The 14,169-nt window shown below is 50.9% G+C and carries 15 protein-coding genes; all 15 read left to right on the top strand.

Annotation, left to right across the window (positions count from 1 at the left end; genetic code table 11):
• Nucleotides 1-245 precede the first annotated feature (245 nt).
• Nucleotides 246-803, top strand: a complete 558-nt coding sequence (locus ACR6Z4_RS26380) for a Pvc16 family protein (protein WP_479720325.1) — start codon at nt 246-248, stop codon at nt 801-803.
• Between the two features lie 23 nt (nt 804-826).
• Nucleotides 827-1,483 carry a carboxypeptidase regulatory-like domain-containing protein gene (locus tag ACR6Z4_RS26375; protein ID WP_479720324.1) on the top strand — a complete coding sequence of 219 codons (657 nt, stop codon included), beginning with the start codon at nt 827-829 and terminating at the stop codon, nt 1,481-1,483.
• 123 nt (nt 1,484-1,606) lie between these two features.
• A complete protein-coding gene (locus ACR6Z4_RS26370; protein ID WP_479720323.1) occupies nt 1,607-3,163 on the top strand; it encodes a phage tail sheath family protein in 1,557 nt (518 codons plus the stop codon).
• A 50-nt stretch (nt 3,164-3,213) separates the two neighbouring features.
• Nucleotides 3,214-4,425 (top strand): phage tail sheath family protein, encoded by a 1,212-nt coding sequence (locus ACR6Z4_RS26365; protein ID WP_479720322.1) that lies wholly within the window; start codon nt 3,214-3,216, stop codon nt 4,423-4,425.
• 111 nt (nt 4,426-4,536) lie between these two features.
• Nucleotides 4,537-4,989, top strand: a complete 453-nt coding sequence (locus ACR6Z4_RS26360; RefSeq protein WP_479720321.1) for a phage tail protein — start codon at nt 4,537-4,539, stop codon at nt 4,987-4,989.
• Between the two features lie 124 nt (nt 4,990-5,113).
• Complete coding sequence (locus tag ACR6Z4_RS26355) at nt 5,114-5,476, top strand: phage tail assembly protein (protein WP_479720320.1); 363 nt, start codon at nt 5,114-5,116, stop codon at nt 5,474-5,476.
• Nucleotides 5,473-5,643, top strand: coding sequence for a DUF6760 family protein (locus tag ACR6Z4_RS26350; RefSeq protein ID WP_479720319.1), 171 nt, complete (start codon nt 5,473-5,475; stop codon nt 5,641-5,643). Before ACR6Z4_RS26355 ends, ACR6Z4_RS26350 begins: the two co-directional genes overlap by 4 nt.
• Nucleotides 5,644-5,709: 66 nt before the next feature.
• The gene (locus ACR6Z4_RS26345; RefSeq protein WP_479720340.1) at nt 5,710-6,135 is read left to right on the top strand and encodes a phage tail protein; all 426 of its coding nucleotides are present in this window, start codon (nt 5,710-5,712) and stop codon (nt 6,133-6,135) included.
• A gap of 201 nt (nt 6,136-6,336) precedes the next feature.
• The gene (locus ACR6Z4_RS26340; protein WP_479720318.1) at nt 6,337-7,638 is read left to right on the top strand and encodes a hypothetical protein; all 1,302 of its coding nucleotides are present in this window, start codon (nt 6,337-6,339) and stop codon (nt 7,636-7,638) included.
• Nucleotides 7,629-8,336, top strand: a complete 708-nt coding sequence (locus ACR6Z4_RS26335; RefSeq protein WP_479720317.1) for a CIS tube protein — start codon at nt 7,629-7,631, stop codon at nt 8,334-8,336. Before ACR6Z4_RS26340 ends, ACR6Z4_RS26335 begins: the two co-directional genes overlap by 10 nt.
• A gap of 12 nt (nt 8,337-8,348) precedes the next feature.
• The gene (locus ACR6Z4_RS26330; protein WP_479720316.1) at nt 8,349-9,425 is read left to right on the top strand and encodes a phage late control D family protein; all 1,077 of its coding nucleotides are present in this window, start codon (nt 8,349-8,351) and stop codon (nt 9,423-9,425) included.
• Complete coding sequence (locus ACR6Z4_RS26325) at nt 9,422-10,105, top strand: phage baseplate assembly protein V (protein WP_479720315.1); 684 nt, start codon at nt 9,422-9,424, stop codon at nt 10,103-10,105. Before ACR6Z4_RS26330 ends, ACR6Z4_RS26325 begins: the two co-directional genes overlap by 4 nt.
• Nucleotides 10,105-10,428 carry a hypothetical protein gene (locus tag ACR6Z4_RS26320; RefSeq protein ID WP_479720314.1) on the top strand — a complete coding sequence of 108 codons (324 nt, stop codon included), beginning with the start codon at nt 10,105-10,107 and terminating at the stop codon, nt 10,426-10,428. The genes ACR6Z4_RS26325 and ACR6Z4_RS26320 overlap by 1 nt, the downstream gene beginning before the upstream one ends.
• Before the next feature lie 73 nt (nt 10,429-10,501).
• Entirely contained in the window at nt 10,502-10,888 is a 387-nt protein-coding gene (locus tag ACR6Z4_RS26315) for a GPW/gp25 family protein (protein ID WP_479720313.1), read from the top strand.
• Between the two features lie 5 nt (nt 10,889-10,893).
• Nucleotides 10,894-14,169: a putative baseplate assembly protein gene (locus ACR6Z4_RS26310; protein ID WP_479720312.1), complete on the top strand. Its 3,276-nt coding sequence runs from the start codon at nt 10,894-10,896 to the stop codon at nt 14,167-14,169.

Below are 14,169 nucleotides of genomic sequence, written 5' to 3'. Positions count from 1 at the left end.
AGCAATTCACCCACCTATTGGGTTGTGTTTGAAAGGTGTTGGTATGGTTTTGAAAAGTCCGCGCAGTGGGCTTTTCAAAACCATACCAATGTATCTATAATCTCAGCTGTAGTATTTTTTGTCTCGATATCCCGTGTTACGGAGCTATTGATTTTAATCACATTTGAAAAATGTGGAATTCAAAATTTCACATTTACAAGACAGTCTGACCTTGAGCAATACTCGTGTTCTTTGAGGATGCTTCAATGCTTCAGGATTTGGATAACACCTTGCAAGAGTTGCTGAGCAAAGAGCTATCATCTGACTTGTCTCGGCAAGTTACTTTTAGCTTTGATACACCCAATAAAGAATCGATTACTAAAACCCCTGCAATTAATTTATTTCTCTACGACATTCGAGAGAATCTAGAGCTACGGACGGGGGTGGGAACGGTACAACGTCAGGGAAATGGAACAGCACTACAACGGCGTCCTGCGGCGCGGGTTGATTGTTCTTACTTGATTACGGTGTGGCCTAAAAATCCATCTGATCCAGCGGAGGAACATCGACTTTTAGGCGAGGTGATGAAGGTTTTGCTGCGACATCCCAGGCTGCCGCCTGAAGTGTTGCAAGGGAGCTTGAAGGGACAGGAGCCGCCCTTGCGAGCGCTGACATTGCGTCCGGGACAGTTGCAAAGTTTAGGGGAGTTTTGGCAGGCGATGGGTGGCAAACCGAAAGCTGCTTTGAATTATACGGTAACGATTTCGATCGCCGTTCATGAAGTGGCAGAAGTAGTGCCGTTGGTCGTGTCTCGGCAAATCTAGGGTTAATCTTGAATCAGGTGTAGATGATGTCTCAGTGGGTCAAGTTACAACCAACTCGTCATCAGGTGGCGATCGCCGGACTGGTCAGCGATGCCCAAACCGGGAACGTTATAGCCGGAGCATTTGTTGAGATGATTCACATGCCAGAGTCATTCCAGCAACGGTTACAGCTAAAAGCGATGCAATATGGTGTGCGATGGGCAAGTTTGCCCCAGCGCCCAGATCAGACTTATACCGCCACGGATGGTTCGTTCTATTTTGTCGATTTGCCCGATGGAGACTATACACTATCCGTCACATTGCCGGGGGTAGGAACTCGCTACGGTTCTGCTCAAACGACAGTTACCGTGACACGCGATCGCGATCAGATTCACCGAGCAACGGCGGCGATCGCTCTGCCACCCACGACACTCAAAGGTACGATTCAAGCGTCCAATCAGGAGCCGATTGGAATGGCTAAAATTTGGCTGGAAGGCAGTAATATCAGCACCTTCAGCAATAGTGACGGTCAGTATCTGTTGACGGGGTTAGAAGTCTGGGAGCGATCGCCATCCAGCTCTCCGGATCAAGCACCCAAGCCACTTGTTCATGTGTCAGCCCCAGGGTATCAAACCGTTTCTCAAGGCATATGGCTCAGCCAGGGTGCTGTGAAGCATTTAGATTTCAAATTCGTTAAATAAACGTCCCTTCTCAGGGGGATAGAAATGCGTACCATCCATTCTTATCTCCTGCAATTTGCTCACGGTTGATTTGAACTGCCCCGTTCGTTTTGATTGCACACTTCACTACAAGGAAGCAAACCAATGGTCACCTATCCCAATCAAGCCCCCGGCGTTTATGTGATCGAGCAGAAATCAGGGTCTGCACCCATCGTTGGCGTTGGCACCAGTACGGCTGGGTTCATTGGTATTTTCACCTTAACTGGTAGTTCCGCATCCTCTAGTTCAAGCAGTACGGTTAATACATCACCCCCCCAACCGACGATTCAAGCGGTTGGCAGTAAAGACGCACCCGTTGACATTGGCACAGGCGATGGTAGTAAAAAGGAATTTGAATTACCCAAGCCATCGGCATTGAGTGCGGCTGAAGTCGTGACAGATTCGGGATTTAGTTTTCTGGTAGACGGTCGAGAACGAACCGCCGTGACCTTACGGAATGATGGCAGCAAAGCCTTTGTTGCGTTCACGGGTAATGCACCAGCTGATGGTGCTAAGGTGACAGGATTTTTCTCGGTGCGGGTTCCTGCGCCTGTGCCAACGCCTACCGCAACGCCTGCCCCCAGTGTTACCACACCCTTGCTTTCTGCCGACTTAGCCGTTGCCGGAGATGTCAGGCTGTGTACTAACTTCACCGAGTTCAAGAAGTTTTTTGGTGATTTTTCCAGTGTGTCGGGTCAGAATCTATTGGCTCATGCGGTGTTTGGCTTCTTCAGGAATGGGGGTACCCGCTGTTATGTGGTACGGGTTGAGAATGAAACGGATATTAATATCGCTCTAGACAAGTTTGAAGCTATTGATGAAATTGCGATCGTTGCCGCTCCTGGAGTGACGACTGCCTCGACGTTAGGGGCGATCGTTGCCCATTGCGAAAATTTGCAAGATCGGGTGGCAGTGTTGGATGCACCGGAACAGGTCGAAGATAACACAGGGAATCTCAAGCTAGAGTTGCTCGATCCCAATAACACCAGCAAGGTGATTCCCGGTAATTCTGAATATGCTGCTTTATATTTTCCCTGGATCAAGGTGTTTGATCCTATCACCAAGGCTCAGAATCAGACGGGGGATGGCTTGAAAGCTGTGCCTCCCAGCGGTCATGTGGCGGGGATGTATGCCCGTGTTGATGCCCAGCGGGGTGTATTTAAAGCGCCTGCCAATGAGCCGTTGTTGGGTGCCGTTGGGTTGAAGTATGACATCAGCAAGGCAAAACAAGAAATTCTCAACCCCAATGGCATCAATTGCATTCGCAATTTGAATGGTAATATTCGGGTGTGGGGCGCTCGCACATTGGGCGGCAACAGCAATGGCGAATTCAAATATATCAATGTCCGGCGTTTGTTTAACTACTTGCGAGAATCAATTGATGAAGGCACTCAATGGACGGTGTTTGAACCCAATTCCCCAGATTTGTGGGCACGCATCCGTCGCAGTGCGACAGCTTTTTTGCTGACCGTTTGGCGTAGTGGTGCATTGTTTGGTGATACGCCAGAGCAAGCCTTTTATGTCAAGTGTGATGAAGAAACCAATCCACCTGAAATCAGGGAGCAAGGTCAGGTGGTTACAGAGATTGGGGTTTCGGTGGTGAAGCCCGCAGAATTTGTCATCTTTACGCTCAGCCAATGGTCGGGACCTGGTGGGAGTTGAAGGTTGTAAACATCACCTGTTGAAATCGTCCTTTGTTGAGAAACGCCCCCATGACGACTGCACTGCCCAACACGTCTCAGATTCCCGGTGTCCATCGGGATGACGTCTTTTCGACAACCCCGCCTGAATTCTTAACGGGAGTACCTGTGTTCTTGGGCTTCACGGCAGAGTATGATGCTCAGGGGAAATCGGTCTCGTTGCAGCACGCCCAAAAGCTAACCCTGTGGCATGAATTTTACCAATACTTTGGTAAGCCTGTAGTAGAGGGCTATCTGGCGTATGCTGTGCATGGGTTTTTTGAAAATGGGGGTCGGGTCTGCTACGTATTGCGGCTCAAAGAAATGAATCTAGCCGCCTTAACAGCGGCGCTAGCCGTGGTGGAATCTTTAGATGCCGTTGATTTAATTAGCGTGCCCGATCTTGCCAATTTGCAAGACCCGAATCCCATCACCCAAGTGCCCCAATTGAATCAGATTCAACAACTACAGGCTTTAGTGTTGCAGCACTGTGAAAAAATGGGCGATCGCTTTGCTATTCTAGATGCGCCCAGAAATGTTTCCGTCGATCAACTATCTGCCCATGCCCAAAAACTGGATAGCCCTAATGGGGCGCTGTATACGCCCTGGTTAAAGGTACTACCATTTTCTGATTCATCGGCTGCAAACCCTGACTTGCTACCACTTTTGGTACCCCCTTGCGGTCATATCGCAGGTACCTATGCTAAAAGCGATCGCGATGTTGGCACCCATAAAACCCCTGCCAACTATCCGTTAGAAGGGGTAGTCGATCTCAGTACGGCTTTATCGCCGACCGATCAAATTGACCTCAATCCTGAAGCCAAAGCCGGAATCAACTGTTTGCGCAGCTTACCCGGACGAGGCATCCGAGTGTGGGGCACCCGCACCTTGAGTTCCGATTCCAATTGGATCTATATCAATGTCCGTCGATTATTTCTTACCGTTCGACGTTGGATCGAACAAAACCTGGCAGATGTGACCTTTGAACCCAATGATTTCAATCTTTGGGTACGAATCGAACGTGAACTCATTGCTTACCTTGAATCATTGCTGCATCAAGGTGCCTTGCAAGGACGTACCCCCCAAGAGGCTTTCTATGTGAAATGTAATGCAGAAACCAATCCCCCCGAAATCCGCGATCGCGGACACGTCGTCACCGAAATTGGGCTGGCACCCACCGTCCCCAGTGAATTCATTGTCATCCGACTGATTCATGGTGATACCGGAGTCATGCTAGAAGGCTAATAGCTAATAGCTAACAGCTAATAGCTAACAGCTGTTAGAAAAATTTCCAATCGATACAAAATTTGTCCTATCTCTGTCCCCTATCCCCTAATCCCTACCAGAGGTTTAACTATGCCCGACATTCGCCCGCCCCATAATCCCGATCCCTACGGTGGCTATAACTTTTTTGTGGAGTGGAACGGCATCATTCATGCTGGATTCAAACAATGTTCTGGGTTGGATTCGACCCAAAGTGCAGGCGAGTACCGCGAAGGCACCGATCCGCTAACCAAGCGTAAAGTGCCAGGGTTAAATACTTACAGCAATATCACTTTGCAACGGGGCATTACAAACAATGATGAGCTATGGAAATGGCGACAAAACTTGATGCAAGGGACTGCTGATCGGCGTGAAATTTCGATTGTTTTATTGAATGATCGGGGAGAAGAAAGAATTCGTTGGAATCTTTCCAACTGTTGGCCTTCCAGCTGGAAAGCCCCTGAATTAGATGCAACGAATGATGGAGCCGCGATCGAAACCCTGGAACTTGTTCATGAAGGGGTCACGGTAGATAAGTGGTCTTAAGGATCGTGGATTTAATAAAGCCAAAGATTGATTTTTGTCAGCGCGGCGGAGCCGCGCTGACAACACATCCATTTCGATCACTAACCACCCATAGCTGACAGCGACAACGTAGAGAGCAATCACCATGCAGCAAACAGAGTTTCCCTTTACTTTACCCCAGGGGTATATAGACCCAGAGGGAACGATTCATCGGGATGGCACGATGCGATTATCGACCGCCTATGATGAGATTGCGCCGTTACAAGATCCACGGGTGCAGCGCAATCCGGGCTACCTGGTGATCATCCTGTTGTCACGGGTGATTACTCGACTGGGCACCCTCCAGCAAATCAATCCCAAGATGATGGAAGGGCTATTTTCGGGCGATCTGATCTACTTGCAAGATCTATATCAACGGATCAACCAAAACGGTCATAGTCGGCTATTGGTCAGTTGTCCTCATTGCCAGGGAGAGTTTGAAGTGGAGACTGTACCTCTGGGGGAGTGAGTCGCTACCCCCCCGATCGCTTATTGGAGGAGGTAGCGTATATTGCGTATCACTTTCACTGGACACCGGATCAAATCATGACGATGGCACATCGAGAACGGCAGCAGTGGGTCGGTGCGATCGCCCAGATCAATCAACAGCTGAATGATCACGTTCTGCATCGCTAAAGCATACCCAATCAGGAGCAAGACGCTGTGGCATTATTTGGACTGGGAACTCGTCACGACCCCTACATGGCTTACAACTTTGTGGTCGAAATTGGGGGGATTTTGGCGGGAGGCTTCACCGAAGTAAGCGGGCTGGAAAGTGAAATCCAGTTGGAACCTTACCAGGAAGGTGGGGTAAATAGCTATATCCACCACTTTCCCAATCACACGACTTCACCACCATTGGTATTCAGTCGCGGTTTGAGTGACATTGATGTGTTGTGGAATTGGTATTGGGCTGCCAGCCAGGGGGCGATCGTCACCCTCAATGGCACCATCATGCTGATGAATCGTCAACAAACTCCTGTGATGTGGTGGAACTTTCGTAATGCTTACCCGGTGAAATGGGTTGGTCCCCAGTTTGATGCCAGCAATGATACACAGGTGGCGATCGAACGACTGGAATTGGTGCATCAGGGTTTGAGTAAACCCCTGATCCCAGTCCCTACCTAGAGTTTCAGGTATGACATTGAATGTGAAACCGCAGGTTTCACATTCAATGTCATACCAGGATTCAGCCATCCAATCCTGTAAGGGCATAGCATTTGGACAAGGATTTTCGAGGTAAATCAAGGATTTTTTACCAAATGCTACACCCCTCCTCAACCTTTCAATTTCAATCAGTCTAATGTGGCATGATCCCAGGAGCCGTTTGTGAATTCCCCGCCCATATCCCTATCTCTACCGACCTGGCAAGATAGCCTGGATCTGCGGCTGATGCAGCGATTGTTGCATCGGTTGGAGCAACCTGGGGTGTTGAAGTCTGACCTGAGCAACGCAATTCTGGCTCGAACAGAACGTTTTGCCCAACACCTTGCGTTTGGGCAAACCCTGATGCAACGCTATCGCAGTGCTGCCAGAGCGCCAAGCGATGACATCCCGATTGTCTACGCCCAACCCTTGGCTTTCAACCCTGCTGGCAATGCTGACCCACCTTCTGTCAGTTCTGATAGATCTGAAGCAATGCCATTGCTGCCACGACCTGTGATTCAGGCGAAGTTTGCTACGTCCCATTCCGTCACTCAGCCGATCTGGCAGCATCTGACACAGGTGATATCGCCTACACCATTGACCCAGCCCGGTCTTCCAGGTCAACCGTCTTTACCTGCCATGAAGCAGTCTGGGGATCAGGACTTGCACGCTGTGATGGAACGAGAACGGCTTGCGGCTCCATTCAATCCGCTCTCCACTACCCCATCCCTACCGATCGCTAATTTGTCAGAATCGGACGCAGGACAAATTCCCCTGGTCTATGCCCAGTACCGATCGCCTGATGATTCATCTGATCCAAGGAAAGATGGCGATCGCCCATCCTCTTTACCCACGGTCATCCCCTTATCCTCCATCCAGCCTGCGATCGCAGCGACAATACCGCTGGTTCAGCCAAGGGTACCAGGTCAGCCCCATCAATCACCCCTGACAGTGGCTCAGACTGTGTCCTTCAGATCATCCCCGCTGCCAAACCAGAGGCAGCCGTTGTCCGCAGAGCCACCCCTGGTACTTGCTCAGATGGCACCAATAGCAACACCGATAACAGACGTTGAATCCAGTCACATCAGCCGCGATCGCCTATTACCCACGGTTGCCGCTCATCCTCGACCCATTGTACAAGCTGCTATCCCCCAAACCGCGTCCGGAAAATGGCAGGGCAGCGAAACACCCCTGGTCTTTTCCAGCTCTCCGACAAATCGGGGCATGGGGGTTGCTCCATCTAGCCCAGGAGTGACCGGAAATCAGAGCTTCAATTCTCCAACGGCTCCTGTTCAAGCGTTTCCCAGACGTGGTTCAACTGATGAAGTAGTGCCCGCATCTGCTGCCAGCCACGCTGCTCAACGGCAACCCGTGGCACCGCCTGCCAAGCTTGATATGGAGGCGATCGCAGATAAAGTCGAACGCAAACTGATGCGACGGTTAATGGTAGAACGTGAACGCAGGGGGCAATCGAAATGGCGTTAGTCAATCCGTTAGAGCTAATCAAGCTGAATATCTTAGTTGAAAAAAAATTCCCTATTTTCAACTATGCTCAGCCGATTGAAGCCTTGTTTAATCCCAACCAAATTGTCATTACAAAGGTGGGCTGGCAAAGCGATGGTAAAGCCCTGGCTCCGGTCGAACAACCGGCAACGTTGAGTATGGATTTGTTTTTTGATACAAGTCTGCCCAATCCTAAATTGAGTGCAGCAACCAGTTTGCTCACCCCTGGTATACCGTTATTAGGCGTGCCGTTGGATGTGCGTCACTATACCCGAGAGATTTATCATCTGACCGAGAAACGAGGCGATTTGCCCAACCGTCCGCCGATCTGTCGCCTGGTTTGGGGCAGTTGGAATGGGGTGTTATTTCAAGGGGTGCTGAAGCAAGTGACCAAAACCTTTAGCCGCTTTCGGGCAGATGGGGCACCGATTCGGGCAACACTGTCTTGCCAATTTGAAGAGTGGATGCCGGCGGAAGAAAAGCAAAAAATTCAAAACCCGATTGATGACCCGATTCGGGTGGTGCGTCGGGGTGAAACCTTGAGTAGCATTGCTGCCGAAGAATATAACGATCCGACGCTGTGGCGGGTGATTGCCAACGCCAATCGATTGACCAATCCGCGTGACCTCACCCCAGGTCAGCGGTTGATGGTGCCGCCTCTACCCAATCTTCACGCCTGAAGGAGTGCTTTGATGAATTTACTCCAGCTACCGACGGCTACTGCCCAGCTTTTGGCCCCCAGTTTACGGGTGTTGGTCAATGGCAGACCCTTGCCCAGTGAGGCAACCACTGACTTGAGTCGGATCACGGTTGCTGAAGATGTCGATGCGCCGGGGATGTTTACGTTGGAGTTGCAAACCTTGAATTTGCTGAGCCAAGCGCTCACCTGGATCGATGATCCGGTGTTTGACTGCGGCAATGAAATCGAAATTCAGATGGGGTATGAAGGTCGCTTAAAAACCTTGATGGTTGGCGAAATTACAGGATTGGAGCCAGAGTTTACTGTCGATGAGGTGCCGCTGTTGGTGGTGCGGGGATATGACTTGCGCCATCGGTTATTACGCGGTCGCAAAACTCGTTCTTTTACCAAAATCAAAGATAGTGCGATCGCCAGTCTAATTGCCCAAGAACAAGGGCTACAGGCAAACGTGCAAGATACGAAAGTCACTTTAGATTATGTGTTGCAAAGCAATCAAACGGATCTGGCATTTTTGCAAGAGCGTGCCAGCCGCATCGGCTATGAAGTCACCATCGATCGCAAACGTCTCTCGTTTCAACCGCTGCTCTACCAAGCCTCAAGTGTGACTCGACTGAAGCAAGATGATGATTTACTTGATTTTTCACCCCGTCTCAGTACCCTCAATCTGGTCGATCAGATCGAGGTGCTGGGCTGGAATCCGCAGCAAAAAGCCGCCTTGCGAGGGAAAGCTCAAGTGGGGCATGAATTTGACACGCTCGGAAAAACCAGTGGTGCGAAGACTGCCCAACGAGCGTTTGGTAAAGCGAAAGAAGCGATCGTGACTCAACCGATTCGCTCTCAGGCAGAAGCCGACCAGATTGCTCAGGGGCAATTTAACAGGATGGCGATCGCGTATATCACTGGCGAAGGTACGTGTTTCGGCAATGCGGCTATTCGAGCTGGAACCATGATTGAGATTACGGATGTGGGTAAACGCTTTAGCGGTCGCTATTACGTCTCTGCCACCCAGCACATCTATGACGATCAGGGATATCGCACCCAATTTACCGTAAGGAGAAATGCCTCATGATGGGACTGAATTTGCTGGTGCCACCCGAACAAGAAGGGCGATTTTATGGGGTCACGATTGGGGTGGTCACCAATAATAAGGACGAGGACAAATTGGGACGTGTGAAGGTCAAACTACCCTGGCTGTCGGATCGCGATGAAAGCCATTGGGCACGGGTTGTTACGCCTATGGCAGGCCCTCAACGAGGGTTTTACTGTTTGCCAGAGGTGGATGATGAAGTATTAGTCGCCTTTGAACATGGAGATATCTCATTCCCTTACATTTTGGGGGCATTGTGGAATGGCAAAGATAAACCCCCTGTGAGCAACACCGATGGCAAAAATAATATTCGTCAGATCACATCTCGCAGCGGTCACACCATTGTGCTAGATGACACCCAGGGCGAAGAGAAAATCATCATCCGTGATAAAACCCAAAAAAATGAAATTATTATTGATTCCAAAAATAATGCCATGAGCATTAAGGTCGAAAAAGATCTGAGTATTGAAACGAAAGGCAATATTAGCCTCAAGACTAGCGGCGGTGATGTGGCGATCGCCGGTAATAATATCAAGCTGCAAGCTCAGAAAAACTGTGAGATCCAAGCCAAAGCTCAAACGAACATTCAAGCGGCTACAGGCATCGCCATCAAATGTATGGCAGGTGTAACCATCAACGATGGCGCACTGGAGGTGAAGTAATGCCGGGATATGTGATGCATGTGGGGGCAACCGTCATCTGTGCCCACGGTGGACAAGCACAACCGACCGTCTCTAATATGCGGGTCAAAGTCATGGGGCAACCTGTTGTGACCCAAACCCCACCCTACACGATTGCAGGATGTGCCAACCCTCCTCCCCCAACGAATGTGGGTCCCTGTGCTAACGCCCACTGGCTCAGTGCTGCCCTGCGGGTCAAGGTCATGGGTCAACCCGTCTTGTTGCAAGATAGTCGATCGATTTGCGCCCCCACCGGAACCCCCTTATCGATTGCCCTGACCCAGATCCGAGTCAAAGGTATATAGATCCCGGTCGAGACGCGATGAATGATATCCATATCAACATCTCCACATAGCCCTTAACCCCCAATCTCTGATTATGAAAAGCGATTTTTTAGGTGTCGGATGGTCTTCTCCGGTAACACTGGACGCCAACGGACAAATCAAGATGGCGGAATACGAAGCGGCTGTGCAGCAGTCGATCTGGATGATCTTGAGTACGGCTCCGGGGGAGCGATTGATGCGACCTGACTTTGGGTGTGGCATCCACAATTATGTATTCGCCACTAACAGTGCCGGGACGATTGGGCAGGTGGTGAGTGATGTGCAGCAATCCTTGATTCAATGGGAACCGCGCATTGATGTTTTGAATGTAGAGGTCGTTTCGGATGCAACCCAACCCAACTTGATGTTGATTCAAGTCAATTATCAAGTCCGAACCACGAACAATCGCTTTAATCTGGTCTACCCGTTCTATTTGGAGTAAGGTTCATGTCGCGTCAGCCCCCCAACATTGACCAGCGAAGCTATGACGACATTGTGCGTCAAACGACGGCGTTGGCGCAGACGTTTACCGATTGGCGTCCCCATCCGCAGGGTCAAGCCGATGCCGGACGAGCCTTGATCCGGATCTTTGGTCGCATGGCAGCCCTGGTCAGCGATCGCCTCAATCAAGTGCCAGATAAACACTTCCTGGCGTTTCTAGATTTGATTGGGACTCAGTTACAACCGCCGCAACCTGCACGCGTACCCCTGACCTTTTACCTGGCAACGGGCAGTACGGTCGATGCCTTTGTCCCTGCCTACACACGGGTGGCTTCACCACCCTTGGAAGGCGAAGACGATGAAGTCATCTTTGAAACCGATCGGGAATTAGTAGTCACACCTGCCCAACTGCAAGCGGTGTTTGTGCGCCAACCCGAGGGCGATCGCTACAGTGACTATACGGCGCAGGCAACGGGAATGATGGATGACGCATTCCCGGCATTCACCGCCACACAGCCGATCCAGCATTGCTGTTATTTCGCTGCCGATACCCTCTTTAACCTGCTGGGAACGAAAACGATCACCCTCACCTTTACCCTGGCTGCTACCGTCAATGTCACAGGCTTGAATCAACAACTGACTTGGGCATTTTGGAACGGTACAGACTGGCAAATTATTCCGGTTACGTCTACCATATCAGGCACCCAATGGACTGTCGCGATCGCCAACGTCATTGCACCCCAACCTCAAACCATTGATGGCATCACAGCAACCTGGCTACGTGCCCAATTAACGGTGCCATTTTCGCCCAACGATACGGCTGTTGCCAATGCCCTACCGCGCATTCAAACCATCACCGCTCAGGTCGCTTTAGATCGCCCAAACCTTACCCCTGACGTTTGCTTTTTTAACACCACTCCCCTCGATCTCAGCAAAGATTTCTATCCTTTTGGCGAACAACCGCGATTTAATGACACTTTCTACCTGGGACACCGAGAAGTATTGGCGATCGCAGGAAGCACAGTCAAAGTCACCGTTACCCTGAGTGAAGCGATATCCCCCAAAAAAGATGGTGGTATTGAAATTGCTTGGGAAGCCTGGACGGGACTGACGTGGCAACTGATGCAGCAAGGGACAGGTAAAGACAAAGATAACAAGCTCATTGCCAATGGTGCGGCTGACATTTTCACAAATTCAGGGGAGATCAGTCTAAAACTCCCTGACCAAATGGCATTGACGACCATTAACAGCGAGACGAATTACTGGATTCGTGCCCGCATTGTCAAAGGTAACTATGGAGACGCTGCAAAAACCACTAAAACAGGCAGCAAAGATGGCTATCCGATTTATGAATTGACCGAAGCAACCTTAAAGCCTCCCTCGATCAAAACCCTGACGCTGGGCTATACCTACGGCGTTAGCAGTCCGCTGTCTGCCTGCCGTACCTACAATGACTTTACGTACACTAACCCCCTGTTAACGGTGCAAGAGGTCGTGAATGGGGTTGCCAGCAGCACAGAAACGGTGCAATTGCTGCGGCTCAATCATATCAATGGGTTGACTGTGGGCGATCGCCTGCGAATTCCTGAAGCAGGCAACAAAGACTACACCATTCGAGAACTTTATCCGGCGACTCATGCCGTTGTGTTAGAGCAACGTCTGGAGCCAATACCCACGGCTGGCACGCGGGTGTTTCGCCAGTTTTCATTATTTAGTCCCATGAGCGATCGCAAACCGACGCTTTATCTGGGGTTTGATCAAGCCTTCAGTAATCGTGCCATCACCCTCTATGCCCAGGTGGCAGCACCGACTGCCAACAACGTAACGCTGTCGGTTCGCCAACAAGCCCCCAACAATGCTCCTGCCCAACTGGTTTGGGAATACAGCAGTGCCAACGGCTGGGCTTCCCTGGGTGTAGAGGATGAAACAGGTGCCTTTACCGAACGTGGGCTACTGCACTTCATTGGACCCGCCGATTTGCAACCCCGGTTTGAATTTGGCAAATCCTTGTGCTGGCTGCGGGTGCGCTGGCAAGACGGCAATTTTAAGTCCTATCCTGCTGTTCCCTACCTGCGTCGCTGGCTGACCAACACCACCTGGGCCAGTCAGGCAATGACCCTGACCGATGAGGAAATCGGGTCGAGTGACGGCAACCCTAACCAAACCTTTCGCACCGCTCAAGCGCCGGTGTTATTGGGACAACGCTTGCAGGTCGGAGAACCCCAACTGCCATCACCCAGCGAATCCATTCAAATTCAAACTCTGGAGGGTGAAGATGCGATTACATCGGTGCAAGATGATGCAGGGCAAATTGAGAGAGCCTGGGTGCGCTGGCATGAAGTACCCGATTTTTATGGATCTGGATCGCGCGATCGCCACTACCGCATTAATCACATCACCGGAGAAATTTACTTTGGCGATGGGCAACAGGGGATGGTGCCGCCCCTGGGGCGCAACAACATTCGCCTGGTATCGTATCGAACCGGGGGTGGAGAGCAAGGCGATCGCCCTGCCGATAGCATTACCCAACTCAAAACCACGGTGCCCTACATCGACCGAGTCACGAATTTAGAAGCCGCCGGGGGCGGAGCTGCCCAGGAATCGTTAGACCAGGTGAAAGAACGGGGTCCAAAGCGTCTGCGCCATCGGGGACGTGCCGTTACAGCGCAGGATTTTGAAGACCTGGCATTTGAAGCCTCTCCCGATGTGGCGCGGGCACGGGCTGTATTGCCTGTGTTTGATCCGCTGGACTCTAATCCCAGTACTTCTCTATGGCTGGAGCCGGGTGGACGAGCCAAAGCCAGTCATACCAAAGTGCAATCGGGGGTCGTTACGTTGCTGATTGTGCCCCGCAGTCGCGATCGCCAACCCGTTCCGAGCCTGGTTTTGATTGATCGGGTGGAGGCGTATATCCAGGCGCATTGTGTACCTACCATTGGCTTTCAAGTGGCGGGCCCCGATTGGGTCGGCGTTTCCATTACGGCTCAAATTATTCCGACGGCAATGGAAATTGGTGAAGCCGTGCGGACACGGGTGTTGCAACAGCTTGATCGATTTCTACATCCACTCACAGGTGGCTCCAAAGGGCGCGGTTGGGACTTTGCTCGTCAGCCCCACGAATCTGATTTCTATGCCCTGATTGAATCGCTAGAGGGGGTAGATCGAGTGCGATCGCTTCAGGTGACGATTGAGCGAATTCCAGACCTGACGGCATCTTCGCAATTTCTGATTTTTTCAGGCAACCACACGATCAGCATCGTCTCGCCTCAGGGAGGTCAATAG

The organism is Calyptranema fuscum S582 (assembly GCF_055793305.1).
This window is presented reverse-complemented; position numbering and strand designations above follow the sequence as displayed.